We start from the raw sequence: 26,916 nt of genomic DNA, 5'->3' as shown, positions 1-26,916 counted from the left end.
ACGCGGGCGACCCCGCCGCCCTGCCGTGCTAGATCCGGGGGCAGACCGGCCGGCGCGCGGCCGGCCCGGGAACGGAGACGCGCATGGACCCCGATCCGCTCGACGCAGCGATGCCGGCGCGGCGCAGCAACTGGCTGCGGCTGCAGACGCAGGTCCAGATCCGCTGGATCGCCCTGGCGGGACAGGCCGCGGCGGTGCTGGTCGCGCAGCAGGCGCTGGGGATCGCGCTGCCCGTCGGACCGATCGTGATGACGATCGGCTCGCTGACGCTGGTGAACCTGCTGCTGTGGTTCCTCTGGCCGGCGACGCGCCGGCTCACGCCCCGCGAGGCGACGATCACCCTGCTCTTCGACGTGCTCCAGCTGGGCGCGCTGCTCTCGCTGACGGGCGGGCTGAACAATCCCTTCGCCCTGCTCCTGCTGGCCCCGGTCACGATCGCGGCCACCGCGCTGCCGGGCCGGCGGGCCGTCATCGTCGGCGCGCTGGGCATGGCGATCGTGCTGGCCCTCGCGCTCGTCCACCTGCCACTCACGACGCGCAGCGGCCGCGTCCTCGACCTGCCGCCGCTCTTCCGCTTCGGCTTCTGGGTCGCGCTGTCCTGCGGGCTGGTCTTCCTCTCGCTCTACGCGCGGCAGGTCACGACCGAGGCGAATGCCATGCGCGAGGCGCTGGCGGCGACGCAGCTGGCCCTCGCGCGCGAGCAGAAGCTGACCGATCTCGGCGGCGTCGTCGCGGCGACCGCGCACGAGCTCGGCACCCCCCTCGCCACGATCAAGCTCGTCTCGACCGAGCTGCAGCGCGAACTGGCGGGCAGGCCCGACCTGGCGGAGGACGCGGCGCTGATCGCCCAGCAATGCGACCGGTGCCGCGACATCCTCCGCTCGATGGGCCGCGCCGGAAAGGAGGACCGCCACACCCGGCGCGCGCCGCTCGAGACCGTCGTGCGCGACGCCGCGCAGCCGCATCTCGATCGCGGCCGGAACGTCGATTTCGGCCATGGCAGCACGACCGGCGACCAGCCCGAGATCTGGCGTCGTCCCGAGATCATCCACGGGCTGCGGAACCTGGTGCAGAACGCCGTCGATTTCGCCGCCGCCTCGGTCGATGTCGAGACCGGCTGGGACGAGCGCACGCTCTGGGTGCGGATCGAGGATGACGGTCCCGGCTTCCCGCCCTCGGTCCTGGCGCGGATCGGCGATCCCTTCGTCCGCAGCCGGCGCACCCCCGACCCGCGCGAGGGGCGCGACGGCTACGAGGGGATGGGCCTCGGTCTCTTCATCGCCAAGGCGCTGCTGGAGCGGACCGGGGCGGATCTCAGCTTCACCAATGCCTGTCCGGAGGGGGGCGCGATCGCCCGCGTGGCGTGGCGGCGCGCCGATATCGAGGCGGGGCCGGAGGCGCGCTCCGCCGCGCTGGGCGAGAATGCCCGCCTGCCGGGGTGATCCTGACCCCGGGCGCGGGACGGATCCCCGGGCCCGCGCCCCCGGCGCCATTCCCCGGCACCATCCCCCGGCGCCACGCCGACGTTAACACCTGATTAAGTATTCCGTGCCAGATCGGAAGGTCGGTGCAAGCGGGTAGGTGGGGTTGAAAGTCATGGCGGCGATCGAGGTCGATCAGGTCCTGCTGGGCCTGTTCTCCGGGCTGGCGGGAATGGTCCTCGTCCTCCTTCTGGCCCGGCGCCGGGCCCCCGCCGCCGCTTCCGTCCGAAGGACCGCATCGCAAGCGGTCGAGGGCACGGCCCTTCTCTTCGAGCGGGGGGATCTCATCGACGCGACGGAGGAGGCGCGGCACTTCCTGCGCGGCTCGGGTCCGCCAGCCCCCGGCGGCTACACGCTGGCCGATGCCGTCGCCCGGTTGCGCCGGTCCTATCCCGGCCTGCCCGCCCAGCTGCCCGAGCCGGGCGCGCCGCCCGGCCGGGCGCATGTGGCGGGCCGGTTCGGCACCGGGCCGCTGCTGGTCGAATGGTGGGACGACAAGCTGCGGCTCGACCTTTCGCCCGACCTCGCCGAGGCGACCTCGATCCATCCCGCCACGCTCGAGGCGATGTCCGACGACGTCGACCTTCTCCGCCTGATCTCGGAGGAGACGCCGGAGCTGATCTGGCGGCTCGACGCCGAGGGACAGGTGACCTGGGCCAATCGCAGCTACCTCGCCCGCGCCGACGGCCTTGCCGAACCCGGCGCCTGGCCGCCCGCCGCACTGTTCAGGCAGCTGCCCGATCCGGGCGGCCCGGCGCGGCGGCTGCGCCTGGTCGAGGGGGCGGAGGAACACTGGTACGACGTCCATGTCCGCAGCGTGCCGCCCGACCGGCTCTGCGTCGCGACGCCGGCCGACCAGGTGATCGCCGCCCAGCGCCAGGCCGAGGAATTCCTCACCACGATGTCGCGCATCTTCGCCGAGCTGTCGGTCGGGCTGCTGATCTTCGACACCGACCGGCGGCTGACGATGTTCAACCCCGCCGCCTACGACATGCTGGGCCTCGGCAGCGCCTTCCTGACCGGCCGGCCGCCGCTGCGGGACGTGCTCGACCGGCTCCGCGACCGCGGCCTCGTGCCCGAGCCGCGCGACTGGCGAAGCTGGCGCGAGCGGTTCGACGCGCTGGAAGAGGCGGGCGAGCGGGGGCAGCTGTCGGAAAGCTGGTCGCTGCCCGGCAACCGGACCTGGCGCGTCACCGGCCGGCCCCATCCCGGCGGCGCACTGGCGCTATTGTTCGAGGACATCTCGGACGAGATCGGGCAGACCCGGCGATTCCGCGCCGAGCTCGAGACCGGGCGCGGCGTGCTCGACGCCCTGCCCGACGGGATCGCCGTGTTCTCTCCCGCCGGGACGCTACGGATGACCAACACGGCCTACGACACGCTCTGGGGCCGGTCCTCGGACACGCTCGACGACGTGCGCCTCGCCGACGAGATCGGGGGCTGGGAGGCGCGGTGCACCGGCGTCTCGGCCCTGCGCCGCATGGGCGGCACCGATCCGGTGGCGGCGGCGGGCGGCGCGCCCATCGCGCTGCGCCGCAAGGACGGCCGCGCGGCGGAGCTGCACCTGTCGCGGATCCCGCGGGGCGACATCCTCGCCCGGTTCCACCTCTCCGAGGGCGGCATCGCCCGCCCGGCCCCGGGGGCCCGGACGGAGGCGGAGCCGGACCCGGGCAAGGCGGCGGGGCCCGACGGTCCGGCCACCTTCGTCCGGCGGAACGGCTAGCCGGGCCCGTCGCGCGATCGCCCGCCGCCCACCGACGCCACGCCCCGCGCGCGCCTGGCCGGGCAGAAGCCCCTGTCACCGGGTCCCCGCCTGGCTTCTCTGCCGCACTCCTCCGCCGGGCTTTCCCCCCGACCGCGACGAACGCCGGACGGGCCGGTCTCCAGCAGGGAAGCACCGGACGTGCCGATGTCCGGTACGGACGGCGAGCCCTCGCCGGGTTCGGGAGCGGCCCCCCGCCGGGCTTCTTCCCCGGACCGCGACAAGCACCGGACGAGTCGATGTCCGGTACGGACAGCCCCCTTGGGCCCCCACCGGGTTCGGGACCGGCCCCCGCCGGGCCGCGGGGCAGCGCGGGACGGACGCCCGGAGGGATCCCGGATCAGGCCGGGCGGCCCCCCGGCCGAGCCAGTTCGGGACGCCCCGGTCCCGGCGACGATCGGCGGACCCGTCGTCACGGGAGCCGACCCCTCCGACCCGTCCCCCCGACGCCCGCGGCCCGTTCCGCCCACGGAAAGCGCCGCGCGATCCCGTCCCGCGGAGGGAGGCCGCCGCGCCCCCTTCCCCCCCGCGCCCGGGGCGGGATAGGGTCGGCCCGATGCGTCCCGGCCCCCTCCCCCTCCCCGACGAAACCGACACCCGGGCCCTCGCCCGGCGGATCGCCCCGGCGCTGCGGGCGGGCGACGTTCTGCTGCTGGAGGGGCCGGTCGGCGCCGGCAAGACATCCTTCGCGCGCGCCCTGATCCGCGCGCGTCTGGGGGACGAGACGGCCGAGGTGCCCTCGCCGACCTTCACCCTCGTGCAGACCTACGACGACGGGGAGTGCGAGATCTGGCACGCCGATCTCTACCGGCTCGGCCATCCCGACGAGGTGCTGGAACTCGGTCTCGGCGAGGCCTTCGGGACGGCGATCGTCCTCGTCGAATGGCCCGAGCGGCTGGGTACGGCGCTGCCCGCCGGGGCGCTGCGCCTCGGTTTCGCCGCCGAGGCGGACGGGCACTCGGTACGCATCGACGCCCCCGGTGCCTGGTCCGACCGGCTGGCGGCGCTGGCATGACCGGCCCCTTCGCCCCCGGGGAGCCGCGGCTCTTCACCCTGCCGGCGGGAATCGACGGACCGGCCGAGATCCGGCGCGGGCTCGAGGCGCGCCTGCCCTCCGGCGACCCCGCCGCCCTGTCGCGTGTCACCATCCTCGCCAATTCGCGCCGCATGGCCCGCGCGGTCGCGGCCGCCTGGGCCGACGGCCCCGCCCGGCTGCTGCCGCGCATCCGCACCATCGCCGACCTCGCCACCGCGCCGCTCACCGGCGATCCGCGCCCGCCCGTCTCGCCGGTGCGCCGGCGGCTGGAACTGTCGCAGCTGGTCGGCCGCCTGCTCGCCGCGGACGGACGGATCGCGCCGCGCACCGCGCTCTACGATCTGGCCGACAGCCTCGCCCGGCTGGCCGACGAGATGCATGACGAGGGCGTGCCCGCCGCCGCGCTCTCCGCGCTCGAGACCGGGGACCTGTCGGGCCACTGGGACCGCACGCTCCGCTTCCTCGACATCGCCGCGCACTGGATGGACGGCGAGAGCGCCGCCCCGACCGAGGCGCTGCGCCTGCGCCGCCAGGTCGAGACGCTGGCCGCGCGCTGGGCCGCCGAATCGCCCGAGGGGCCGATGCTGGTCGTCGGCTCCACCGGCTCGCGCGGGACAACGGCGGCGCTGATCGAGGCGGTCTGCCGCCTGCCGCAGGGCGCGGCGATCCTGCCGGGGCACGATCCCGACCTGCCGGGCGACGTGTGGGACCGGCTGTCCGATCCGGGCGATTCCGAGAGCGGCGAGGATCATCCCCAGTACCGCACCGCCGCGCTCGCCGCGCGGCTGGACCTCGCCCCCGTCGCCCTGCCCGCCTGGACCGAGGCCGCGCCGCCCGACCCGGCCCGCAACCGCCTGATCTCGCTGGCGCTGCGGCCCGCGCCCGTGACCGATCAGTGGCTGGCCGAGGCGCCGGGGCTGGGGGATCTCGCCGCCGCCACGGCGCGGATCACCCTGCTCGAGGCGCCCTCGCCCCGGGCGGAGTCCGAGACGATCGCCCTGCGGATCCGCGCGGCGGTGGAGGCGGGGACGAAGACGATCCTTGTCACCCCCGACCGGGTGCTGACCCGGCAGGTCGCGGCGGCGCTGGACCGCTGGGACATCGCGGTGGACGACAGCGCGGGCACGCCGTTGCCGCTGACCGCGCCGGGGCGGCTGCTGCGGCAGGTGGCCGGGCTGATGGGGCGGCGCCTCGCCGCCGCCGACCTGCTGGCCCTGCTGAAGCATCCGCTGGTCGTGCGCGGCGGGGCGCGGGGGGATCACGTCCTTGCCACCCAGCGACTCGAGGTGCGGATCCGCAAGGACGGCCCCCCATTCCCCGATCGCGCCGCGCTGACGGCCCATTCGGCCGAGGCGCCCGGCTGGGCCGACTGGATCGCGGACGTGACCGGGCCGCTCGCGGCGGCCGATCCCGCGCCGGTCGAGGCGCACATCGCCCGCCACCTCGCCGCGGCCGAGGCGCTGGTCGCCGGGCCGGACGGCGCCGCGCCGGACGAGCTCTGGGCCGGTCCGGCGGGGCGCGAGGCGCGGGCGCGGATGGCCGAGTTCGCCCGCCATGCCGAGGCGGGCGGCACCGTGTCCCCCGCCGATTACCGCGCGCTCGCCGACGGGATCCTGTCGCGGGGCGAGGTGCGGGGCGGCGAGGACGGGCATCCGCTCGTCCTGATCCGCGGCACGCTCGAGGCGCGGGTCGAGACGGCGCCGCTGGTGATCCTCGGCGGGCTCGTCGACGGGGTCTGGCCGCCCGTCCCCGCCCCCGATCCCTGGCTGAACCGGCAGCTGCGCCGCGAGGCGGGCCTGCTCTCGCCCGAGCGGCAGGTCGGCCTCTCGGCCCACGACTTCACCCAGGCCGCCGCGGCGGAGGAGGTGTGGTTCACCCGCGCCCTGCGCACGGACGAGGCGCAGACGGTGCCCTCGCGCTGGCTGAACCGGATCGTCACGCTGATCGGCGGGCTGCCGGAACAGGACGGCCCGCGGGCGCTGGAGGCGATGCGGGACCGCGGGGCCGGGTGGCTGGCCCGCGCCGCCGCGCTGTCGGTGCCACCGGCCCGCGTCGATCCCGCGCCCCGTCCCTCGCCGGTCGTTCCGGTGGAGGCGCGGCCGGACCGGCTGTCGGTCTCGGACATCGCGGCGCTGATCCGCGATCCCTACGCGCTCTACGCGCGCAAGATCCTCGGCCTCTACCCGCTCGGCCCGCTGCGGCAATCGCCCGATGCCCGCGACCGGGGCACCGCACTGCACGCCGTCCTCGAACGGTTCGTCCGCGAGGGCACCGATCCCGCCGCGCCCGATGCGCGCGCGCGGTTGCTCGACACCGCCGCCCGCGTGCTGGACGAGGTCTGCCCCTGGCCGACCGTGCGGCAGGTCTGGCTCGCCCGGTTCCGGCGCATCGCCGCCGCCTGGCTCGCCGACGAAGTGGCCCGCCGCGTCCGCGGCGCGCCCGCGCATCTGGAGATCACGGGCCGCGCGCCGCTCGCCGGGCTGGGGGTCGAGATCGTGGCCAAGGCCGACCGGATCGACACCGACGGCGCGGGCGGGGCCTGGATCTACGATTACAAGACCGGCGCCCCCCCGACGAAGAACGCGCAGATCGCCTTCGAGAAGCAGCTGCTCATCGAGGCGGCGATGCTGGACCGCGGCGCGTTTCCGGGCCTCGACGGATACCGCACGGCGGGCGCGGCCTATATCGGCCTCGGCGCGAAGCCGGGCGAGGTCGAGGCCCCGCTCGAGGATCACGACACCTGGGACCGGCTGGTCGAGCTGGTGGGCGCCTGGCAAAGCCCGACCCGCGGCTACACCGCGCGGATCGCGCCGCAATGGGCGTGGGAGAGCGGCGATCACGACCATCTCGCCCGTCGCGGCGAGTGGGAGGATACGGACACGCCCCGCCCGGTGGACGTGGCGCGGGGGGAGGATCCGCCATGACGCGGAACGACGCCACCGAGCGGCAGGTCCGCGCCGCCGATCCCGCCGCCTCGACCTGGGTGGAGGCCAATGCCGGCTCGGGCAAGACCCGCGTCCTGACCGACCGCGTGGCCCGGCTGCTGCTGGCGGGGACGAACCCGCAGCACATCCTCTGCCTGACCTATACCAAGGCGGCGGCGAGTGAGATGCAGAACCGCCTCTTCGAGCGGCTGGGCCGCTGGGCGATGCTGCCGGGGGGCGAGCTGGCGCGCGCGCTGCAGGATCTGGGCGTCGAGGGCGGAATGGACGGCCAGCGCCTCGCCGCCGCCCGCCGGCTCTTCGCCCGCGCGATCGAGACGCCGGGCGGCCTGCGGATCCAGACGATCCACGCCTTCTGCGCCTCGATCCTGCGCCGCTTCCCGATGGAGGCGGGCCTGTCGCCGCAATTCGCCGAGATGGAGGAGCGCGAGGCCGACCTTCTCATGGCCGGGATCGCCGACGAGATGGCGGTGGAGGTGCCGGACCTGGTCGCGGGTGTCGCCGGCCTCGTCTCGGACGAGGATCTTTCGGCGATCCTCGGCACCGTGACCGGCATGCGCGAGGCGATCGCCGCCGCCCCGGACGAGGACGGCCTGCGCCGGGCGCTGGGCCTCGCCCCCGGCGAGAGCTTGGAGGCCCTGGTCGCCCGCACGCTCGCCCCCGGCGACGGCGATCTGCTGCGGCGGGTGGCGGCGGCCTGCGCGGCCGGCTCGAAGACCGACCTCGCGCTCGCCGCCACGCTGTCGCGGGTCGCGGCCGAGCCTGGGGCCGAGGATCTGCCGATCCTCGAGGGCTGCCTACTCACCGGAGCGAAGGCGGCGGTGCCTTTCGGCGCCAAGACGGGCAAGATCCCGACCAAGAAGATCCGCGAGGCCCATCCCGAGATGGCCGGGGATCTCGACGACCTGATGGAGCGTGTCGCCGCGGCGCGCGAGACGCGGCTGCGCCTTCTCGCCGCCGAGCGGACCGCGACCGTCCTGCGCTTCGGCACCGAGTTCCTGCGCCGCTACGAGGACGCCAAGCTGGCCGCCGGCCTGGTGGATTTCGACGACCTGATCGCGCGTACCCGCGCCCTGCTGACCGACCCCCGGGTCTGCGACTGGGTGCTCTACCGGCTCGACGGCGGGATCGACCACATCCTCGTCGACGAGAGCCAGGACACCTCGCCGGCGCAATGGGCCGTGGTCAAGGAGCTGGCGCGCGAGTTCACCGCCGGGGACGGCGCGCAGGGATCCGGGCGGACGATCTTCGTCGTCGGCGACCGCAAGCAGTCGATCTATTCCTTCCAGGGCGCCGACACGGCCGGCTTCGACGCGGCGCGCGCGCATTTCGAGGCGCGGCTGGCCGAGGCGGGGGCGCGGCTCGAGAGCGTCGGGCTGATCTGGTCCTTCCGCTCCGCGCAGGAGATCCTGCGCCTCGTCGACGACACGTTCCGCGAGGGGCGCTCGGACGGGATCGGCGATCCGCCCGAACACCTAGCCTTCAGGGACGCGATGCCCGGCCGGGTCGACCTCTGGCCCGCCGTGCCCAAGCCCGAGAAGGAGGAGGAGCCGCCCTGGTTCGCCCCGCTCGACCGGCTGGGCCGGAGCGATCCCAAGGTCGTGCTGGCCGAGGCGTTGGCCGCCGAGATCCTGCGGATGACGCGCGAGGAGACGCTGCCCGTCGAGACGAAGTCGGGCATGCGGCGGCGCCGGGTGACAGAGGGCGACATCCTGATCCTGGTCCGGGGGCGCCAATCCGGCCTCTTCGGGCACATCATCCGCGCCTGCAAGGCGGCGGGGCTGGACGTGGCCGGGGCCGACCGGCTGAAGCTGATGGCCGAGCTCGCCGTGCGCGACCTCGTCGCCGTGCTGCGGTTCCTCTCGCTCGCCGATGACAACCTCTCGCTTGCCGCGGCCCTGCGCTCGCCCCTCTTCGGCTGGGACGAGGGGCAGCTCTACCGTCTCGCCGCCGGGCGGCGGAGCACGCTCTGGCAGCGGCTGCGCGCGACCCCCTGCGAGGCGCTGCGCATCCTCGACGACCTGCGGGACCGGGCCGACTTCCTGCGGCCCTTCGACCTTCTGAACCGGCTGCTGCTGCGCCATGACGGACGCCGCCGCCTGCTCGCCCGGCTGGGGCCGGAGGCCGAGGACGGGATCGACCAGCTGCTGTCGCAGGCCCTCGCCTACGAGCGGCGGGGCGTGCCGTCGCTCACCGGATTCCTCGAATGGCTCGACGCCGAGGACGTGACGGTCAAGCGCCAGTCCGAGGGGGCGGGGCGGCAGCTGCGCGTGATGACCGTCCACGGGTCGAAGGGACTCGAGGCGCCGATCGTCGTCCTGCCGGACTGCGCCACGCCGCAGGCACCGAAGACGGGCCGCGCGCTGATGCTGGGAGAGGCCCCGGTCTGGGCCGGGACCGTCGACGAGATGCCGCCCGAGATCGCCGCCGCCCGGGCCGAACGCCAGGCCGCGCAGGAGGAGGAGCGGCGCCGCCTGCTATACGTCGCGATGACGCGGGCGGAGAGCTGGCTGATCGTCTGCGCCGCCGGGGACGCCAAGGAGGGCGAGGGATCCTGGCACGGCATGGTCTCGGACGGGATGCGGCATGGCGGGGCGGTGGATCACGCCACCCCGGTCGGGCCGGGCCTGCGGGCCCAGCGCGCCGACTGGGACGACCTGCCGATGGACGACGCGCCCGGCCCCGCCGCGCGCCCCCTGCCCCCGCCGCCAGCCTACGGCCCCGCGCCCGTGCCGCCGCGTCCGGCGCTGCTCTCGCCGTCCGATCTCGGCGGGGCGAAGGTGCTGCCGGGCGAGACGGACGGGGCCGAGGGCGAGACGGCGCTGGCGCTCGGGCGCCTCGTTCACATGCTGCTCGAAGTGCTGCCCGAAATCGCCGAGGCGGACCGGCCCGCCATGGGCCTGTCGCTGATCGAGGCGCATCCCGACGCCGCCGCTTCCGTCGATCCCGCCGCGCTGGTGGCCGAGGTGGCGGCCCTGACGGGTCGGCCGGACCTGGCCCCGCTCTTCGCCGCCGGCGCGCTGGTCGAGGCACCGCTCAGCGCCCCCGCCCCGGGCGGGCGGCGGATCGTCGGCACGGTGGACCGGCTGATCGTGTCGGAGGACCGCATCCTCGCCGTCGACTACAAGACCAACCGGCTCGTCCCCGGCGCCCCGGAGGACGTGCCGGAAGGCGTGCTGCGGCAGATGGGGGCCTACGACCACGCCCTGACCCAGGTCTTTCCCGGGCGCGCGGTCGAGACGGCGATCCTCTGGACCCGGACCGGCGCGCTGATGGTGCTGCCGCAACATCTGGTACGCGGCGCGTGGGCGCGCGCGATGGCTGCCTTGACGGGTCCGGAGGCGGTACATACGTTCCGCGCCTGACGTCATCAGGAGAAGAACAATGGCCACCCAAGCCGTCACGGACGCGACCTTCGACAGCGAAGTGCGCCAGTCCGACATTCCCGTCGTGGTGGATTTCTGGGCCGAATGGTGCGGCCCCTGCAAGATGATCGGCCCGGCGCTGGAAGAGATCTCGGAAGAGATGAACGGCCAGGTGAAGGTCGTGAAGGTCAACGTGGACGAGAACCCGATGTCCCCCGCCCAGATGGGCGTGCGCGGCATCCCGGCGCTCTTCGTCTTCAAGAACGGCGAGGTCGTCTCGAACCGCGCCGGCGCCGCGCCGAAGGCGGCGCTGGCCGACTGGATCAAGTCCTCGATCTGAGTTTCCGCCCGATCGGGCAGCGGAAAGGGGCGCCCCGCCGGGCGCCCTTTTTCGTGCGCGGGTCCGCCGACAGTGCCCGGTCCGGCACGTCCTGCCGGAACGCCTCGCCTCGTCCGGCGTTCGCCCCCTGACCCCGCTGACAGGAGGACCCCCCATGAGCTTCAAACGCATTCTCGGCGCCATGCTCGCCTCGCGCATGGCGGGCCGGGGCCGCGGCCATGGCGGGCTCGGCACCGCCGCCGCCCTCGCCCTCGGCTCGCGCCGCGGCGGACTGGGCCGCAAGCTCGGCGTTCTCGGCCTCGGCTACATGGCCTACCGCGCCTATCAGGACCACAGGGCCACGCAGCCCCGGACGGGGACCGGCCATGCCGCCGCCGGGACGGACCGCGCGGGCAGCGCCGGCGGGCTCGGCGCGATGATCCAGGGCCTCGTCGACAAGGTCGCGGGTCCCGACGCGGCCGAGCCGCCCGAGCAGGACCTGCGCGAGGGAGAGGCGGTCGCGGGCCGTCTGAGCGAGGACGACGCCCGCCTGCTGATCCGCGCGATGGTCACGGCCGCCTATGCCGACGGCGCCCTCTCGACCGAGGAGCGGGCCCGCATCATGCAGGCGGTCGAGGAAGCGGACGGCGACGCGCAGGACCGCGCCGAGATGGAGCGCGAGCTGGCGAATCCCCAGCCGGTCGAGGCGCTGCTCGCCAGGGTCCAGGGCGAGGAGATGGCCGAGGAGGTCTACCTTGCCTCCTGCGCCGCGATCGATCCGCGCACGCCCCGCAACCGCGCCTATCTCGACGACCTGCGCGAGCGGCTGGGCCTGTCGCGGATGGATGCCGAGGAGATCGAGTCGCTCGCCTGACGCCCCGCCCCCCGGCCGCGAGGTTGCGCACCCTGCCGGTGCGGCCCATATCGGCCGCGAACGGACAGGAGGCGCGACATGGCCGATAGCGATTTCCCCGGCTGGCACGGCACGACGATCATGGCGGTCCGCAAGGGCGGGCAGGTTGTCGTGGCGGGCGACGGGCAGGTGAGCCTCGGCAACACCGTCATCAAGGGCACGGCGCGCAAGGTGCGCCGCCTGTCGCCGGGCGGCTTCGACGTGGTCGCGGGGTTCGCCGGCTCCACCGCCGACGCCTTCGCCCTGCTCGAACGGCTGGAGAAGAAGCTCGAGGCGCAGCCCGGCCAGCTCCAGCGCGCGGCGGTCGAACTGGCGAAGGACTGGCGCACCGACAAGTACCTGCAGAAGCTCGAGGCGATGCTGATCGTCACCGACGGCGCCGAACTCTACGTCATCACCGGGGCCGGCGACGTGCTGGAGCCCGAGCACGACGTGACAGCGATCGGGTCGGGCGGGAACTACGCGCTGTCCGCCGGACGGGCGCTGATGGACACCGACCTCGATGCCGAGGCCATCGCGCGCAAGGCGATGGGGATCGCCGCGGATATCTGCGTCTTCACGAACGGGAACTTGACCGTCGAGACGATCTCGAAGTGAGCGGAATCGAAGTGAAGGCGCGCGAGATGGACGGGCCCGGACCCGCCGGGGTGACCCGGTGATCGAAGCCGACGATCTCAAGGCCGCGGTTGCCGCCGGCACCATCACCGAGCGGCAGGCGGCGCAGCTTTCCGCGCTGGCCCATGCGCGGAGCGGCGCGCGCACCGGTCTGCGGCCGGGGGACGAGCCGTTCGAGCTGTTCCGGGGCTTCAACGAGATCTTCATCGTCGTCGGCCTCGTCATCCTCGCCTTCGGCTGGTCCTCCGTCGCGGGGATCGCCGTGGCGGCGGGGGGCGGCGGCAACTTCTTCACCGGCGGGCTGATCGCCTCGGGGATCACCGCCGCGGTGATCTGGGCCCTGGCGGAATACTTCACCCGCCGCCGCCGGATGGTCGCCCCCTCGATCGCGCTGGCCCTGTTCTGGGCCGGGAACGCGGTCGCCTTCTTCTCGCTCGCCTTCAGCCAGCCCTTCATGGTGGCGCAGGCGGACTATTCCTCGCTGCCGATCCCCATGGCGCTCGCGACGCTGGCGCTGCTGGGCTACTGGGCACGGTTCCGCGTGCCCTTCGCAATGGCGCTGATCGCGGTCGGTGCCTTCGCCACGGCGATGGTCGCCGCCGCCGCCCGCGCCGGCACACCCGAGACGCTGGACGAGGTGTTCCTGCTGTCCTCCGGCGGGCCCTTCGCCTGGATCACGCTGCTGCTGGGGATCGTCGTCTTCGCCGTCGCGATGGTCTTCGACATGAGCGACCCGCACCGGGTCACCCGCCGCTCGGCCCAGGGCTTCTGGCTGCACGTTGTGGCGGCCCCCGCGCTGGTGAACACCGTCGCCCTGACCCTGCTCTCGCGCGAGACCCCGGCGGCGAACATGATGCTCTTCGCGGTGCTGGTCGTCTTCGCCCTCGTCGCGGTGGTGATCGACCGCCGCTCCTTCCTCATCGCCGCCGTGGGCTATTCGGTCACGCTGGGCTTCGCCGTCTTCGGGACGGACGGCGCGGCGTGGAGCGTGCTGGGCCTCGGCATCGTCCTCCTCCTCCTCGGCGCGTTCTGGGAACGGATCCGCGCGGGCCTGCTGCGCCTGCTGGGTCCGGTGCTTCCGCTGAACCGCCTTCCCCCGTCTTCCGGAGTCTCAGAATGACCGACCTGACCCCCCGCGAGATCGTCAGCGAGCTCGACCGTTTCATCATCGGCCAGAAGGACGCCAAGCGCGCCGTCGCCGTGGCCCTGCGCAACCGCTGGCGGCGCAAGCAGCTGGGCAGCGACCTGCGCGACGAGGTCTATCCCAAGAACATCCTGATGATCGGCCCGACCGGCGTCGGCAAGACCGAGATCTCGCGCCGGCTGGCCAAGCTCGCCCGCGCGCCCTTCCTCAAGGTCGAGGCGACCAAGTTCACCGAGGTCGGCTATGTCGGCCGCGACGTGGAACAGATCGTGCGGGATCTCGTCGATATCGCCATCGTCCAGACCCGCGAGCACATGCGCGAGGACGTGGCCGCCAAGGCCCGCGAGCGGGCCGAGGACCGCGTCGTCACCGCCATCGCCGGCAAGGACGCGCGCGAGGGCACGCGCGAGATGTTCCGCAAGAAGCTGCGGAGCGGAGAACTGGACGACACCGTGATCGAGGTGGAGGTGGCCGACACCTCCAACCCCTTCGGCGCGATGGAGATCCCCGGCCAGGGCGGGATGATGCCGGGCGGCATGTCCCTCGGAGACATCTTCGGCAAGGCGATGGGCGGGCGCACCACGAAGAAGCGGGTCAGCGTCGCCGACAGCTACGACCTGCTGCTCGCCGACGAGGCGGACAAGCTGCTCGACGACGAGAGCGTGACCAAGGCCGCGCTCGAGAACGTGGCGCAGAACGGGATCGTCTTCATCGACGAGATCGACAAGGTCTGCCGCAATTCCGAGGGATCCCGCGGGGGCGATGTCAGCCGCGAGGGCGTGCAGCGCGACCTGCTGCCGCTGATCGAGGGCACGACGGTCAGCACCAAGCACGGGCCGGTCAAGACCGACCACATCCTCTTCATCGCGAGCGGAGCCTTCCATGTGGCGAAACCGTCCGACCTGCTGCCCGAACTGCAGGGCCGCCTGCCGATCCGGGTCGAGCTGCGGGCCCTGACCGAGGGCGATTTCGTCCGCATCCTGACGGAAACGGACAACGCCCTCACGCGGCAGTACACCGCCCTCATGGGCACCGAGGAGGTGCATGTCGAGTTCACCGAGGACGGGATCGCCGAGCTGGCCCGCATCGCGGCCGAGGTGAATGCCGAGATCGAGAACATCGGCGCGCGGCGGCTCTACACCGTGATCGAGCGTGTCTTCGAGGATCTGTCGTTCGAGGCGCCCGACCGCGCTGGCTCAAGCGTCAAGGTCGACCGGGCCTTCGTCGACCAGCATCTCGGCGACCTGGCAAAATCGGCGGACCTGTCGCGATACGTGCTGTGACGCGCGGGACCGGGCGTCGGGACCTCGGGGATGCCGGCCCGGGTGGGTGCAACCCACCCTACAACCCGGCGTAGGGTGGGTTGCACCCACCCGCCCCACCCCGGCTCTGGCCAAGGAATGGATGCCGTCCTCGTGACACGCGGGATGGGTGCCGGCCCGGGTGGGTGCGACCCACCCTACATTCCGGCGTAGGGTGGGGCGCAGGAACCCCACCCCCGGATACCCACGGTCGCCCCCTACCCCACCGCCCTCCAATGCGTGCCGTCCCAGCGGAAGCGTTCGCCCCCCACGGCCGAGAAGCTGGGGTCGTCGAAGGCGGCCCAGCGCTCCACCGCGATCTCGTCGCCCGCGATGTCGAGGACGTTGAACGAGTTCGGCTCCGCACGCACGCGGGTCGACAGGCCGGTCCCCGCCTGAACGAAGAGGATCCCCGGCGCCGCCTCGAACGGCGCGGCGGAGGCGTTGTGCAGATGGCCCGACAGGACCACGTCGGCTCCCGCCTGCGAGAGCTGGCTGAGCGCCTTGGACGAGCCCTTCATCAGCTCCTTGTCCACCTCCGGCGCCTGCTCGAGCGGATGGTGCATCACCGCGACGCCGATATGGCTGTCCATGATCTCGCCCAGCCGGGCCGCGACGCGGCGGCGGGCATGGCCCCGGAACCGGCCGCGCTGCCAGTACCAGGGAGTGACCGTGTTGATCCCGACGACGCGGACCGTCCCGTCCTGCCATTCGGGCTCGAGCTCCTCGTCCACGTGGGTCCGGTAGCGCGAGAACGGCCGGGTGAAGCGGACCCAGAGATTGTCGAGCGGGGTGTCGTGATTGCCCGGCACAGACAGGGTCGGCGCCTCGATCCGGTCGAGAAACGCCCGGGCGGCGCGGAACTGGCTGTTGCGGGCGCGCTGCGTGAAGTCGCCCGACACGATCACCAGGTCCCCCGCGAGGCGGTTCACCACCTCGATCAGGGGCCGGGTCAGGTCGGCGCGAACGCGGCCGAAATGCAGGTCGGAGAGATGGATCAGCCGGGTCACGCGGCCTCCTCGTCCTTGGTCCGGGGGATGATGACGTTGAGGCAGCGGTCCCGCATGGCAAAGCGGATCGGGCTGTCCATCCGGAACTTCTCGCCGTCGCAGGCCACGAGGACCCGCTTGCGCCGGGTGCGGACGATCATCTCGCGCCCCGTCAGCACGTCGAAATCGCGCCCCTCGCGCATCGTGCCGCGCATCAGGTGCCAGGCCTGCAGGAAGAGGCCGCGTCGCCCGCCCCTCGTCCCGACGAAGGCGACGAGTTCGTCGCGCTCGACCGCCTCGCGGCCGGGCAGGCCGAACATCTCCATCTGGTAGACCGACCGCCCGACGAAGAGCAGCGGCGTCACCATCCGCCGCTCCACCCCGTCGACGGTCAGCGTCATGCGGATCGGCCGCTGGACCCTGAGGAAGGTCTTGATGACCGACCAGTAGGCCGCGAGCCGCGAGCGGCCCCAGGATCTGTAGACCTCCTCGCGGTTCTTGAGGATCGTGGGATAGACCCCGATCGAGGCGTTGTTGAGGAAGATCTGGTCCCCCACCGCGCCGAGCGACAGGCAGGCGACGGAACCGTTCAGGTTGGCATCCGCGGCCGCCTCGACATCCTCGGGAAAGCCGAGGCCGCGCGCGTAGAAGTTGAACGTTCCGGCGGGCAGGACGCCCATCGCCGCGTCCGTCCCGACGAGGCCGTTGGCCACGCCCATGATCGTGCCGTCGCCGCCCGCCGCGATCACGATGTCGGCGCCCTCCTCGGCCGCCTGCCGCGCCTTGCCGGCGGGATCGGTCCCCGGCTCGAAGGTCACGAGCCGCGCGGTCGGCCCCAGCCGGTCGAGCGCGGCCTGCACGAAGGCGTCCTGCGCCTCGGCGCGGCCGGACTTGCTGTTTCGGATCACCACGATGGACCGGGTCTCGCGACTGGCCGTCCGTGGCTGATGCGGCCCCTCCCCGGGGCCGGCCTTCGTCTCGGCGCTGCTCAATTGCGCTCTCGCTTTCCCATGCCGTCCGGGCCCCGCCGGGGCCCCGTCGCGACCGGAACGCGCGAGCCCCGCGCCGGGTCCATCGGGGGCCGGGTTTCCGTGCCCCCCTTTCCTTCCGGGCGGGAAAGGTATTGGTCGGGCCACGGGCGCAGACCGCGCCGACGGACCCAAGCCCCATGACCCCCGCCCCCCGCGTGAGCACCGGCCGCTTCCTGATCGACAACGCGCCCTGGCTGGGCGCGGGGGCGATGATGTCCTTCCTGTCGGCCTTCGGGCAGACCTTCCTGCTGTCCGTCTTCGCGGCCGAGATCATGGCCGAGTTCGGCCTGACCGACGGCGGCTGGGGCCTGACCTACACGGTGGGGACGGGGCTGTCGGCGGCGATCATGGTCTGGGCCGGGGGCCTGGCCGACCGGTTCCGGGTGCGGGTGCTGGGCAGCGCGGTGCTGGTCTGCCTCGCGCTTTCCTGCCTGTTCATGGCCGGCAACCGGATGGTGGCGCTCCTGCCGCTCGCCATCCTCGCGCTCCGGCTCTTCGGGCAGGGCATGGCGTCCCATGTCGCCCTGGTGGCGATGGCGCGCTGGTTCGTCGCGACGCGCGGCCGGGCCCTCGCCGTCGCCACCTTCGGCTTCGCGGCGGCCGAGGCGACGCTGCCGCTCACCCTCGTCGCGGCGAAACGCGTCCTCGACTGGCGCACGCTCTTCGTCCTGATGGCGCTGGTCGCCCTGCTGGCGATCCCGCTGCTCTGGGCGCTGCTGCGGACCGAGCGCACGCCGCAGGCCGATGCCGAGGTGAACGTGCAGGCCGGGATGGACGGGCGGCACTGGACGCGGGCAGAGGCGCTGCGCCACCCGCTCTTCTGGGCGCTGGCGCCGTCCCTGATGGCCTTCCCGGCCTTCGCGACCGCCTTCTGGTTCCACCAGGTTCATTTCGCCGAGCTGAAGGGCTGGTCGCATCTCTCCTTCGTCGCGCTCTTCCCGCTGGGAACGGCGGCCTTCCTCGGCTCGACCATCGTCTACGGCTGGCTGATCGACCGGTTCGGGACCGGGCCGCTGCTGCCGATCTACCTGTTGCCGGTCGCGGCCGCCTTCACCGTCCATGCCTGGGGGCCGACCCTGCCCTGGGGCCTCGCCGGGGTGGTCCTGATGGGGCTGGCGGGGGGCGGGCAGGCCACCCTGCCCTCCGCCTGCTGGGCCGAGTTCTTCGGAACGCGGCATATCGGGTCGATCAAGGCGGCGGTCGCGGCGCTGATGGTGCTGGGATCGGCGCTGGGGCCCGGGATCTCGGGGCTTCTGATCGATGCGGGGGTGGACCTGCCCATGCAATACCAGGCCTATGCGGTGATCTTCCTCGCCTGCGCGGCGCTGGTGCTGCCGGTCTCGCGCCGGGCGCGGGCGACGCTACCGGCGCCGGCGTAGCGTCACGTAATAGGCCCCTGCCCCGCCATGGCGCTGATGGGCCTGCGTCACCTGCAGGACGGCCCGGTCGAGCGGCGGCAGCTCCAGCCAGTGCGGCACCTGGTGGCGCAGCGCCCCCTCCACGACCGGCATCGGCGCCAGCTCGTCCCGCGCGCGGCCCTTGCCCGTGATGACGAGCAGGTGCCGCCGCCCGTTCATCTGGCTGGACAGGACGAAGGCGACCAGCGCGGAATGGGCCTGGGCCAGCGTCATGCCGTGGAGGTCGATCCGGGCGTCGGGCGGGGTCTTGCCGCGCGAGAGCCGCTTGTGGGTCTTGGCGTCCATCCGCACCGGCTGCGCCGCGACCCGCTCGGCGATGGTGGGCTGCAGGTCGTGCGGCCGGCCGGGGGATGCCCGCTCGCCCACGCGGAAGGACGGTAGCGGCGCGGCGGGTGGGGCGGGCGGATCCGGCACGCGCGCCGGCGGCGCCTTCGGCGGCGGCGGGGTGCCCTCGGTCGCGGCCCGCGCCCGGTCCAGCGGATCGGCGCTCTTCGCCACCCGGTCCCAGAGCGCCCGCTCCTCCGGCGACAGATGCCGAGGACGTCGCATCAACCGTCCCCCGACCCGGGACCGGGAACGGGATCCGGCAGCATCGCATAGGCGCGCTGGATCGGCAGCAAGGCCACCATCCGGCCGCCGTCGCGGATCCGCCCCGCCAGCGCGCCCGCCGCCGCGCCGGTCCCGTAGAAGATGTCGGCCCGCTGCGCCCCGGTGATGGCCGAGCCGGTATCCTGCGCGATCATCAGCCGCGCCATCGGATCGGCGCCCGCCTTCTCGATCCAGACCGGCGCGCCCAGCTGGTAGACCGACGGATCGACCGCGATCGACCGCAGCGGCGTGACCGACCGGTTCATCGCGCCCAGGGGACCACGCTCGGGGGGGACCTCGTTCACCTCGCGGAAGAAGACGTAGGACGGGTTGTGCCAGAGCAGCGCCCGCCCGTCCTCTCCGTTGCGGCGGACCCAGGACCGGATCACGTCGGCGCTGACCTGGTGCGGCTCGTACTCGCCGCGCGCGACTAGTTCCTGCCCTAGCGAGGCGTAGGGATGGCCGTTCGCCCCGGCAAACCCCAGCCGGATCGCGTCGCCCCCCGGCAGCGAGATCCGGCCGGAGCCCTGGATCTGCAGGAAGAACAGGTCGAGCGGGTCGTGGACCCAGGCGATCTCGAGTCCCTGCCCGTCGAACGCGCCCTCGTCGATCTCCTGCCGGGTCGGCCAGCCGGCCTCCGGCGGGTCGGGCAGACGGTAGACGGGGATCGAGTAGTAGGCGCTGGGAAAGCGGTCGCCGCGGATCTCGGGCTCGTAATAGCCGGTGAACAGCATGTCGGCCCCGTCCTCGATCAGGACCGGCCGGAAGGCATGCTCGAAGAAGGCGCGGGGATCGGACCGGGCGGCATCGCCGAGGGCGCAGAGCGCCGACCAGTCGGCGCCGCGCATGTCGCCGCAAGTCGAGAGGAAGACGTCGAGCGCGGCGGCGTGATCGTCCTCCGCCCAGCCCGACAGATCCTCGAAGTCCAGGAGGCTGATCTGCCTGTCGGCCATCGCCGCCCCCCCGCAGAGGACCGGGCCCGCCGCGAGGGCCAGGCCTGCCGCGACCCGCCGCAGCACCCGCCTATTCGCCCGTCGCGACGAGCGTCCAGTTCGGGTCGGCACTGCCCATCGTGCGGGCGAAGGTCCAGACGTCGCGCTGGCGCCGGATCGCGGTCGGGTCGCCCTCGACGATCTGGCCCGAGGCGTCGCGCACGACCGAGGTCAACTCGCCGGCGAAGCGCACGGTGATCTCGGCCTCCTTCGTGGCCTCGTCCCAGGTCGCGTCCTTGACCGTGATCTCGCCCAGTCCGACGAAGGTCGCCTCAACCTTCAGGCCCTTGGCCTTGCGCTCCTCCACCACCTCGGCGAAGGCCTGGTAGATCTCGTCGCTGATATAGGGCTTCACCGCGGCGAGGTCGTCGCGCTCGAACGCCATCAGGATCATCTCGTAGGCACCGCGGGCGCCCTGCAGGAACTCCGACAGGCTGAAGGACCGGTCGGCCTGCTTCATCCGCGCCAGCGCGGCGGCGGCGTCGGACCCTTCCGGCACGTGGTCGACGATGTCGCGGTCGGGGCCGCCCTCGATCACCTCGAAATCGTGGCGTTTCGGCGCGGGATCGTCGCGGTCGACCTGCGGCGGCTTCTCGAACCCCTCGCGGGTGCCGAGAACGGAACGCAGCCGCAGGATCAGGAAGATCGCGATCCCCGCGAGGACGAGCAGCTGCAGGATGGGTCCGTTCATCTTTGGTCCTTCCGGGCCATGGCATAAGGGGGCGTCGTGCCTATGTAGGGTCCGCCGGGGCCTGCGTCTACCGCTGGCCCGACAAGCTGGAAAGGGCCCGCCCATGTGGCTGTTCGCCGCCTTCGTCGCCGTTCCCCTGATCGAGATCGCGCTGTTTATCAGCGTCGGCGGCTGGATCGGCCTGTGGCCGACCCTCCTCATCGTGATCGTGACCGCGCTGATCGGCACCGCCCTCGTCCGCAGCCAGGGGGCGCAGGCCATGCGCGACCTGCGCTCCAGCCTCGACCGGCTCTCCGACCCGACAGAGCCGCTGGCCCATGGCGCGATGATCCTGTTCTCGGGCGCGCTGCTGCTGACGCCCGGCTTCTTCACCGACGCCGTGGGCTTCCTGCTGCTCGTGCCGGGGGTGCGCGTCGCGGTGCTGCGCGAGGCGAGAAAGCGGGTCCGGGTCGAACGCTTCGCGATGGGCGGCGGCGCCGGGCCGCGGCCCGGCCCCCGCCCTGGCCCGGGTTTCGATCCGCGTCCCCCCCGCGGCGCCGGGCCCGACGACCGCGTTATCGAGGGCGAATGGGAAGAGGTCACGCCGAGGCGACCGACCCACCGCCCCTCGGGCTGGACCCAGCACTGATGGGGCCCGGCCGCGGTTGAGCAGGCCCGTCCCCGCTGCTACCAACACCGCCGAAGAACAGACGCATCAGGGAGAGACGCGACATGGGCGAGACGCCGGACACGCCGCAGGGCGACGCAGCCGCCGGGGGCCAGCAGGCCCAGAAGGTCAACATGAAGGTGCTGACCCAGTACATCCGCGACCTCAGCTTCGAGAACGGCCTGGCGCGGAACGGGATCACCGGGCAGGTCGAGCCGGACATCTCGGTGCAGGTCAAGCTCGACGCCCGCAAGCGCGGGGCCGACAACCAGTACGAGGTGATCACCAAGCTCACCTGCACGTCGAAGTCGAAATCGGGCGGCGAGACCCTGTTCGTGCTCGAGCTGGAATATGCCGGGATCTTCCAGGTGGAAGGCGTGCCCGAGGCGCAGCTGCATCCCTACCTGCTGATCGAATGCCCGCGCATGACCTTCCCCTATGTGCGGCGGATCGTCGGCGACCTGACGCGGGACGGCGGCTTCCCGCCGCTGAACCTCGACCAGATCGACTTCCTCGCGATCTACCGGCAGGAGATCCAGCGCCGGATGGAGGCCCAGCAGGCCGCCGGCGCCCCGACGAACGGCGCGACGCAGGCCTGAGGAAGGTCCGGGGCGGCTTCGGTCCCTCGGTCCCTCGGGGGCCCGGGCAGCTGCGGCCCTAGCCGAAGCTGCGCCAGACCGCCCCGTCGCCCAGCCGCTCGACGAAGGCGGCATGGGCGGCGGCCTCCTCGTCGGTCACCCGCGACGGCAGTGCGCGGGGCCGGGGACCGGGCCGCCAGGCGCCGCCCGTCTCGCCCTCGCCCGAGGATCGCGCGGGCCCGGCGAGCACCAGATCCGGCTGCCGCCCCCCGATCAGTTCCAGGTAGACATCGGCCAGGATCTCGCTGTCGAGCAACGCGCCGTGCAGCGTGCGCGAGGAATTGTCGATCCCTAAGCGACGGCAGAGCGCGTCGAGCGAGGCGGGCGCGCCGGGAAAGCGGCGGCGTGCGATCAGCAGCGTGTCGATGGCGCGGTCGTCCGGCAGGCGGGGCAGGTTGCACCAGCCCAGCTCGGCATTGAGGAACTTCATGTCGAAGGCGGCGTTGTGGATCACCAGCCGCGCATCGCCGACGAAGTCGAGGAAGGCCTGCCCGATCTCCTCGAAGACTGGCTTGTCGGCGAGGAACTCGTCCCCGAGACCGTGGATCTCGAACGCGCCCTGCGGCATCGACCGCTTGGGGTTGATGTACTGGTGGTAGGTGCGGCCCGTGGGGACGTGGTTCAGCAGCTCCACCGCGCCGATCTCGACGATGCGGTCGCCCTGCTCGGGCTCGAACCCCGTCGTCTCGGTATCCAGAACGATTTCGCGCATCTAGCTGCCCCGCCGCATGTCCTCCACGATATGTAGCACGTCCGCGCGGGCGGATTCCAGCGATCCGCTGTCGATCAGGTAATCGGCGCGGGCCCGTTTCTCGGCATCCGGCATCTGCCGGGCGAGGAGCGCGTCCAGCTGGTCCCGGGTCATGCCGGGCCGGGCGAGGACGCGGGCGGCCTGGGTCACGGCATCGGTCGAGACGACGGCGACGGCATCGCAGAGGCCCTCGAGCCCCGTCTCGTAGAGCAGCGGGATGTCGAGCAGGACGAGCGGCGCCTCGGTCCCGGCGAGGAAGGCGGCGCGGTCGGCGGCGACGAGCGGATGGACGATCGCCTCGAGCCGGGTCAGGGCGGAGGGATCGGCCGCGAGGATGGCCTTCAGGCGGGGCCGCGACACGGCGCCGTCCTTGATCGCGCCGGGAAAGGCGGCCCCGACCGGGCCCGTGCCCGCGCCGCCGGCAGCGTAGAGCCGGTGGACGGCGGCGTCGGCATCCCAGACCGGCACGCCGAGATCGCGGAACATCGTGGCGGCGGTGGACTTGCCCATGCCGATGGACCCGGTCAGGCCGAGGATCCGGGTCACTTCAGGACGGCGTCCCGCGCCTCGCGGTCGACCTCGGGCCGCTTGCCGAACCAGCGCTCGAATCCCGGGACCGCCTGGTGCAGCAGCATGCCGAGCCCGTCGACGGTCGTGCATCCCTCGTCCTCGGCCACGCGCAGCAGGCGGGTCCGGAGCGGGGCGTAGACGATGTCGGTCACCAGCTTGCCCGGGCGCAGCCCGTCCAGCGGTACGCGGAGCTCGGGCTGCCCCTCCATCCCGAGGGAGGTCGTGTTCACCACCGTCTCGGCCTCGTCCACGGCGTTGCCGGCCTGCACCCAGTCGAGCACGCGCACCCGGGTCCCGAGATCGGCGCGCAGCGCCTCGGCCTTGGGGCGGGTACGGTTGGTCAGGATCACCTCGGGCACCCCGGCCTCGAGCAGGGCCGCGATCACCGCGCGCGCCGCGCCGCCCGCGCCGAGCACGCAGGCCGGGCCGCGGGAGGGGTCCCAGTCCGGCGCTTCCTGCCGGAGATTGGCGAGGAAACCGTGCGCGTCCGTGTTGTCGGCCAGGATCCGGCCGTCCTCGAGGAAGGTGAGCGTGTTGGCCGCCCCCATCAGGATCGCCCGGTCGCTGGCCTGGTCGGCGATGTCGAGCACCGCGCGCTTGTGCGGAATCGTGACGTTGGCGCCGACGAAACCCATGCGAGGCAGGGCGCGGATCACCTGCGCAAGGTCGTCCTCGCCCACCTGGAGCGGAACGTAGTGCCCCCGGATCCCGTAGCGGCGCAGCCAATGCCCGTGCAGCCCGGGCGACAGCGAATGGCCGACCGGGTTGCCGATCACGCCGGCGAGGGGGATTGCGGGGCGGGTCACGATGTCAGTCGGCCGGTCAGGGTCAGGTGATTCAGAACTTCGAGGAGCGGCAGCCCCAGGATCGCAAAGTAATCGCCCTCCACCCGCGAAAACAAGCGCACGCCTTCCTCCTCGAGCTTGTAGGCCCCGACCGCGTGCCGGATGCTGTCCCAGTTCCGCTCGACATAGCCTGCGATCCATTCGGGGGACCGGGGGGCCATGTGCATCCGCACGGTGGAGACATGGCGCCATTTCGGCGCGCCGTCCTCGGCCAGGACCGCGGCCGAGAGGAGACGGTGGGTGCGCCCCGACATCGCCGTCAGCTGGGCGATCGCCTCGTCCGGATCCTCCGGCTTGGCGAGAACCGCCCCGTCATGGTCGAGCACCTGATCGCAGCCGAGGACCAGCGCGCCGGGCCGCTTGGCCGAGACGCGGATCGCCTTCGCCTCGGCCAGCGCATCGGCGGTGTCGCGGGGCGAGGCGCCCTCGGCCTCCAGCGCCCGGCGCAGCGCCGGCTCGTCGATCGGTGCCGGCTGGACGGCGATGGCGAGCCCGGCATTGCGCAGGAGCGTCGCGCGGATCGCGCTAGCGGAGGCGACGATCAGGTCGGGATCGGTCGGGTCGGTCTCTGTCATGGGCTCTCGGACGGCTCCTCTGGGCAGCCCTGTGGAAAAGGGCGGGACGGAACGGGGGCGGCCTGGGGAGGACCGGCGGCCCCGCGGGCGTCCCGGCGCCGCCCGGCCCGCGGCGACCGAATCCGTCCCTTCGTCGACGGCGGTTCTCCCTTGAGGACGGGGAGGAATCGGTTCTGTGGAAAACCCCGGCCCGGTCCGGGAGTCAAGGCGGATCCGGTGGGAAACGGGGGACGACAGCGAAGGGTAAGATCATGTTCTGGAACGGAATAATGAATGATCAGCCCTGCCATGCGGAATGCGCCCGGCACGGCAGCCTGTGGACAGAGCTGTAGACTGTCCCGGCCGCGCGACTTCTCCACACCCCCTACTACCACATCATCCTTCTTTTCTTTTTCTTTCTATTGAGGGAAAGCGGGGCATGACCTGGCTCTCGACCCTCTATCCCTGGATCAAGGCGTTTCACGTGATCGCGGTGGTCGCCTGGATGGCCGGGCTCTTCTACCTGCCGCGGCTCTTCGTCTATCACGCCGAGCGGGCGGAGCGGGGCAGCGCGCTGGAAGAGACCTTCCTCGTGATGGAGGGCAAGCTGCTGCGGCTGATCATGCGGCCGGCGATGATCGCGGCCTGGCTGGCCGGGCTGGCCCTGATCGCGATGGGTGCTCTGGATTTCGGCGCGGTCTGGGGCTGGGCGAAACTGGGCGGCGTGGTGGCGATGACGGTGTTCCACATCTGGCTCGCACGGCGGGCCAGGGATTTCGCGGCCGGGACCAACACGCTCGGCGGCCGGTCCTGGCGCATGGCGAACGAGGTGCCGACGCTGCTTCTGGTGGTGATCGTGGTGGCGGTGATCGTCCGCCCGTTCTGAGCCCCCGGCGCGCGCGAGCGTTGACAGGGCGTCCCGGGCCGCTTACCTGCTGCAATCAGCGGCCCGTCCGGGATCCGCGTCTCATTGCCATGACCTGCGTCAGACCCCGCCTGCGAGCGGCGGTCCGCGCCCGCCCATCCCACGGATATTACCGATGACCCTCGACCGTCTGAACCTCGCCGATCTCAAGGCGCAGAGCCCCAAGGATCTTCTCGCCCTCGCCGAGGAGCTGGAGATCGAGAACGCCTCGACCATGCGCAAGGGCGACATGATGTTCGCGATCCTGCGCGAGCGCGCGGACGAGGAATGGGTGATCGGCGGGGACGGCGTCCTCGAGGTCCTGCAGGACGGCTTCGGCTTCCTGCGCTCGCCCGAGGCGAACTACCTGCCGGGCCCGGACGACATCTACGTCTCGCCCGAGATGATCCGGCAGTATTCGCTGCGGACCGGCGACACGGTCCAGGGCGTGATCAAGGAGCCGAACGACAACGAGCGCTACTTCGCACTGATCACGGTCGAATCGATCAATTTCGAGAGCCCCGAGAAGGCCAAGCACAAGGTTGCCTTCGACAACCTGACGCCACTCTACCCGGACGAGCGCCTGACGATGGAGATCGAGGACGACCCGACGATCAAGGACCGCTCGGCCCGGATCATTGATCTGGTCTCGCCGATCGGGAAGGGACAGCGCTCGCTCATCGTGGCGCCGCCGCGGACCGGCAAGACAGTGCTGCTGCAGAACATCGCCCACTCGATCGAGCGCAATCACCCTGAATGCTACCTCATCGTGCTGCTGATCGACGAGCGGCCGGAGGAGGTGACGGACATGCAGCGGTCGGTGAAGGGCGAGGTCGTGTCCTCGACCTTCGACGAGCCGGCGACGCGGCACGTGGCGGTCAGCGAGATGGTCATCGAGAAGGCCAAGCGCCTGGTGGAGCACAAGCGGGACGTGGTGATCCTGCTCGATTCCATCACGCGACTCGGCCGGGCCTACAACACGACCGTACCGTCGAGCGGCAAGGTGCTGACGGGCGGCGTCGACGCCAATGCGCTGCAGCGGCCGAAACGCTTCTTCGGGGCGGCGCGGAACATCGAGGAGGGCGGGTCGCTGACGATCATCGCGACCGCGCTGATCGATACCGGCAGCCGGATGGACGAGGTGATCTTCGAGGAGTTCAAGGGGACCGGCAATTCCGAGATCGTCCTCGACCGCAAGGTGGCGGACAAGCGGGTATTCCCGGCGCTCGATATCCTCAAGTCCGGCACGCGGAAGGAGGACCTGCTCGTCGACAAGACGGATCTGGCCAAGACCTACGTGCTGCGGCGGATCCTCAACCCGATGGGCACGACCGACGCGATCGAGTTCCTCTTGTCCAAGCTGAAGCAGACGAAGACGAACTCGGATTTCTTCGATTCGATGAATACCTGATAAACAAATA

At 72.4% G+C, this 26,916-nt stretch carries 24 protein-coding genes; 15 read left to right on the top strand and 9 right to left on the bottom strand.

Going from position 1 to position 26,916, the window contains the following annotated elements; genetic code table 11:
* Positions 1-83 precede the first annotated feature (83 nt).
* The 10 genes from regB to hslU all read left to right on the top strand — a co-directional run bounded on the left by regB (position 84) and on the right by hslU (position 14,860).
* The gene (regB, locus tag BUE30_RS12990) at positions 84-1,442 is read left to right on the top strand and encodes a sensor histidine kinase RegB (RefSeq protein ID WP_073331393.1); all 1,359 of its coding nucleotides are present in this window, start codon (positions 84-86) and stop codon (positions 1,440-1,442) included.
* A 154-nt stretch (positions 1,443-1,596) separates the two neighbouring features.
* Entirely contained in the window at positions 1,597-3,204 is a 1,608-nt protein-coding gene (locus BUE30_RS12985; protein WP_073331390.1) for a PAS-domain containing protein, read from the top strand.
* A gap of 595 nt (positions 3,205-3,799) precedes the next feature.
* Positions 3,800-4,258, top strand: coding sequence for a tRNA (adenosine(37)-N6)-threonylcarbamoyltransferase complex ATPase subunit type 1 TsaE (tsaE, locus tag BUE30_RS12980; protein WP_073331387.1), 459 nt, complete (start codon positions 3,800-3,802; stop codon positions 4,256-4,258).
* A complete protein-coding gene (addB, locus tag BUE30_RS12975) occupies positions 4,255-7,203 on the top strand; it encodes a double-strand break repair protein AddB (RefSeq protein ID WP_073331384.1) in 2,949 nt (982 codons plus the stop codon). Before tsaE ends, addB begins: the two co-directional genes overlap by 4 nt.
* Positions 7,200-10,586: a double-strand break repair helicase AddA gene (addA, locus tag BUE30_RS12970; RefSeq protein ID WP_073331381.1), complete on the top strand. Its 3,387-nt coding sequence runs from the start codon at positions 7,200-7,202 to the stop codon at positions 10,584-10,586. The genes addB and addA overlap by 4 nt, the downstream gene beginning before the upstream one ends.
* A gap of 19 nt (positions 10,587-10,605) precedes the next feature.
* Complete coding sequence (gene trxA / locus BUE30_RS12965) at positions 10,606-10,926, top strand: thioredoxin (protein ID WP_073331378.1); 321 nt, start codon at positions 10,606-10,608, stop codon at positions 10,924-10,926.
* A 154-nt stretch (positions 10,927-11,080) separates the two neighbouring features.
* Positions 11,081-11,779, top strand: coding sequence for a tellurite resistance TerB family protein (locus BUE30_RS12960; protein WP_073331375.1), 699 nt, complete (start codon positions 11,081-11,083; stop codon positions 11,777-11,779).
* Between the two features lie 78 nt (positions 11,780-11,857).
* Positions 11,858-12,415, top strand: coding sequence for an ATP-dependent protease subunit HslV (gene hslV, locus BUE30_RS12955; protein ID WP_073331372.1), 558 nt, complete (start codon positions 11,858-11,860; stop codon positions 12,413-12,415).
* 58 nt (positions 12,416-12,473) lie between these two features.
* On the top strand, positions 12,474-13,553 hold the full coding sequence (locus BUE30_RS12950) for a hypothetical protein (RefSeq protein WP_073331369.1): 1,080 nt from the start codon (positions 12,474-12,476) through the stop codon (positions 13,551-13,553).
* A complete protein-coding gene (gene hslU / locus BUE30_RS12945) occupies positions 13,550-14,860 on the top strand; it encodes an ATP-dependent protease ATPase subunit HslU (protein WP_073331366.1) in 1,311 nt (436 codons plus the stop codon). Before BUE30_RS12950 ends, hslU begins: the two co-directional genes overlap by 4 nt.
* Before the next feature lie 236 nt (positions 14,861-15,096).
* Here hslU and BUE30_RS12940 read toward each other — a convergent pair whose 3' ends face one another.
* Complete coding sequence (locus BUE30_RS12940; RefSeq protein ID WP_073331364.1) at positions 15,097-15,888, bottom strand: metallophosphoesterase family protein; 792 nt, start codon at positions 15,886-15,888, stop codon at positions 15,097-15,099.
* Positions 15,885-16,859: a diacylglycerol/lipid kinase family protein gene (locus BUE30_RS12935; protein WP_170865645.1), complete on the bottom strand. Its 975-nt coding sequence runs from the start codon at positions 16,857-16,859 to the stop codon at positions 15,885-15,887. Before BUE30_RS12935 ends, BUE30_RS12940 begins: the two co-directional genes overlap by 4 nt.
* A gap of 176 nt (positions 16,860-17,035) precedes the next feature.
* Between BUE30_RS12935 and BUE30_RS12930 the strand changes: the two genes are divergently transcribed.
* Positions 17,036-18,277 (top strand): MFS transporter, encoded by a 1,242-nt coding sequence (locus BUE30_RS12930; protein WP_073331361.1) that lies wholly within the window; start codon positions 17,036-17,038, stop codon positions 18,275-18,277.
* On the opposite strand, the gene BUE30_RS12925 is transcribed toward BUE30_RS12930, so the two are convergent.
* The 3 genes from BUE30_RS12925 to BUE30_RS12915 all read right to left on the bottom strand — a co-directional run bounded on the left by BUE30_RS12925 (position 18,260) and on the right by BUE30_RS12915 (position 20,587).
* Positions 18,260-18,865 (bottom strand): Smr/MutS family protein, encoded by a 606-nt coding sequence (locus BUE30_RS12925; RefSeq protein WP_073331358.1) that lies wholly within the window; start codon positions 18,863-18,865, stop codon positions 18,260-18,262. The genes BUE30_RS12930 and BUE30_RS12925 overlap by 18 nt on opposite strands.
* A complete protein-coding gene (gene mltA, locus BUE30_RS12920; protein WP_073331924.1) occupies positions 18,865-19,857 on the bottom strand; it encodes a murein transglycosylase A in 993 nt (330 codons plus the stop codon). Before mltA ends, BUE30_RS12925 begins: the two co-directional genes overlap by 1 nt.
* A gap of 70 nt (positions 19,858-19,927) precedes the next feature.
* Entirely contained in the window at positions 19,928-20,587 is a 660-nt protein-coding gene (locus BUE30_RS12915) for a Tim44/TimA family putative adaptor protein (RefSeq protein WP_073331355.1), read from the bottom strand.
* 103 nt (positions 20,588-20,690) lie between these two features.
* On the opposite strand from BUE30_RS12915, the gene BUE30_RS12910 reads away from it, so the two are divergent.
* Positions 20,691-21,215 carry an FxsA family protein gene (locus BUE30_RS12910; protein ID WP_073331352.1) on the top strand — a complete coding sequence of 175 codons (525 nt, stop codon included), beginning with the start codon at positions 20,691-20,693 and terminating at the stop codon, positions 21,213-21,215.
* A gap of 83 nt (positions 21,216-21,298) precedes the next feature.
* Entirely contained in the window at positions 21,299-21,832 is a 534-nt protein-coding gene (gene secB / locus BUE30_RS12905) for a protein-export chaperone SecB (protein WP_073331349.1), read from the top strand.
* A 58-nt stretch (positions 21,833-21,890) separates the two neighbouring features.
* Here the strand turns inward: secB and dnaQ are convergent, their stop codons facing one another.
* The 4 genes from dnaQ to BUE30_RS12885 are packed head-to-tail and all read right to left on the bottom strand — an operon-like array spanning position 21,891 to position 24,612.
* Positions 21,891-22,583 (bottom strand): DNA polymerase III subunit epsilon, encoded by a 693-nt coding sequence (dnaQ, locus tag BUE30_RS12900; protein WP_073331346.1) that lies wholly within the window; start codon positions 22,581-22,583, stop codon positions 21,891-21,893.
* Positions 22,584-23,168, bottom strand: coding sequence for a dephospho-CoA kinase (coaE, locus tag BUE30_RS12895; RefSeq protein WP_073331343.1), 585 nt, complete (start codon positions 23,166-23,168; stop codon positions 22,584-22,586).
* Positions 23,165-23,998: a shikimate dehydrogenase gene (locus BUE30_RS12890; protein ID WP_073331340.1), complete on the bottom strand. Its 834-nt coding sequence runs from the start codon at positions 23,996-23,998 to the stop codon at positions 23,165-23,167. The genes coaE and BUE30_RS12890 overlap by 4 nt, the downstream gene beginning before the upstream one ends.
* Complete coding sequence (locus tag BUE30_RS12885; RefSeq protein ID WP_073331337.1) at positions 23,995-24,612, bottom strand: Maf family protein; 618 nt, start codon at positions 24,610-24,612, stop codon at positions 23,995-23,997. Before BUE30_RS12885 ends, BUE30_RS12890 begins: the two co-directional genes overlap by 4 nt.
* Before the next feature lie 418 nt (positions 24,613-25,030).
* Between BUE30_RS12885 and hemJ the strand changes: the two genes are divergently transcribed.
* Both hemJ and rho read left to right on the top strand, forming a co-directional pair.
* The gene (gene hemJ, locus BUE30_RS12880) at positions 25,031-25,477 is read left to right on the top strand and encodes a protoporphyrinogen oxidase HemJ (protein WP_073331334.1); all 447 of its coding nucleotides are present in this window, start codon (positions 25,031-25,033) and stop codon (positions 25,475-25,477) included.
* 154 nt (positions 25,478-25,631) lie between these two features.
* Positions 25,632-26,906, top strand: a complete 1,275-nt coding sequence (rho, locus tag BUE30_RS12875) for a transcription termination factor Rho (RefSeq protein WP_073331331.1) — start codon at positions 25,632-25,634, stop codon at positions 26,904-26,906.
* The last annotated feature ends 10 nt before the right edge of the window (positions 26,907-26,916 follow it).

The sequence above is a fragment of the Wenxinia saemankumensis genome, from assembly GCF_900141735.1.
Lineage (GTDB): Bacteria > Pseudomonadota > Alphaproteobacteria > Rhodobacterales > Rhodobacteraceae > Wenxinia > Wenxinia saemankumensis.
The sequence above is the reverse complement of the archived record's forward strand: the minus strand, read 5'-3'. Positions and strand labels throughout refer to the sequence as shown.

What these genes read in the sequence shown, in the direction of transcription:
- regB (WP_073331393.1), top strand. Translation starts at nt 84, where the DNA reads ATGGACCCCGATCCGCTCGACGCAGCGATGCCGGCGCGGCGCAGCAAC.
- BUE30_RS12985 (WP_073331390.1), top strand. Translation starts at nt 1,597, where the DNA reads ATGGCGGCGATCGAGGTCGATCAGGTCCTGCTGGGCCTGTTCTCCGGG.
- tsaE (WP_073331387.1), top strand. Translation starts at nt 3,800, where the DNA reads ATGCGTCCCGGCCCCCTCCCCCTCCCCGACGAAACCGACACCCGGGCC.
- addB (WP_073331384.1), top strand. Translation starts at nt 4,255, where the DNA reads ATGACCGGCCCCTTCGCCCCCGGGGAGCCGCGGCTCTTCACCCTGCCG.
- addA (WP_073331381.1), top strand. Translation starts at nt 7,200, where the DNA reads ATGACGCGGAACGACGCCACCGAGCGGCAGGTCCGCGCCGCCGATCCC.
- trxA (WP_073331378.1), top strand. Translation starts at nt 10,606, where the DNA reads ATGGCCACCCAAGCCGTCACGGACGCGACCTTCGACAGCGAAGTGCGC.
- BUE30_RS12960 (WP_073331375.1), top strand. Translation starts at nt 11,081, where the DNA reads ATGAGCTTCAAACGCATTCTCGGCGCCATGCTCGCCTCGCGCATGGCG.
- hslV (WP_073331372.1), top strand. Translation starts at nt 11,858, where the DNA reads ATGGCCGATAGCGATTTCCCCGGCTGGCACGGCACGACGATCATGGCG.
- hslU (WP_073331366.1), top strand. Translation starts at nt 13,550, where the DNA reads ATGACCGACCTGACCCCCCGCGAGATCGTCAGCGAGCTCGACCGTTTC.
- BUE30_RS12930 (WP_073331361.1), top strand. Translation starts at nt 17,036, where the DNA reads ATGACCCCCGCCCCCCGCGTGAGCACCGGCCGCTTCCTGATCGACAAC.
- BUE30_RS12925 (WP_073331358.1), bottom strand. Translation starts at nt 18,865, where the DNA reads ATGCGACGTCCTCGGCATCTGTCGCCGGAGGAGCGGGCGCTCTGGGAC.
- mltA (WP_073331924.1), bottom strand. Translation starts at nt 19,857, where the DNA reads ATGGCCGACAGGCAGATCAGCCTCCTGGACTTCGAGGATCTGTCGGGC.
- BUE30_RS12915 (WP_073331355.1), bottom strand. Translation starts at nt 20,587, where the DNA reads ATGAACGGACCCATCCTGCAGCTGCTCGTCCTCGCGGGGATCGCGATC.
- BUE30_RS12910 (WP_073331352.1), top strand. Translation starts at nt 20,691, where the DNA reads ATGTGGCTGTTCGCCGCCTTCGTCGCCGTTCCCCTGATCGAGATCGCG.
- secB (WP_073331349.1), top strand. Translation starts at nt 21,299, where the DNA reads ATGGGCGAGACGCCGGACACGCCGCAGGGCGACGCAGCCGCCGGGGGC.
- dnaQ (WP_073331346.1), bottom strand. Translation starts at nt 22,583, where the DNA reads ATGCGCGAAATCGTTCTGGATACCGAGACGACGGGGTTCGAGCCCGAG.
- BUE30_RS12885 (WP_073331337.1), bottom strand. Translation starts at nt 24,612, where the DNA reads ATGACAGAGACCGACCCGACCGATCCCGACCTGATCGTCGCCTCCGCT.
- hemJ (WP_073331334.1), top strand. Translation starts at nt 25,031, where the DNA reads ATGACCTGGCTCTCGACCCTCTATCCCTGGATCAAGGCGTTTCACGTG.
- rho (WP_073331331.1), top strand. Translation starts at nt 25,632, where the DNA reads ATGACCCTCGACCGTCTGAACCTCGCCGATCTCAAGGCGCAGAGCCCC.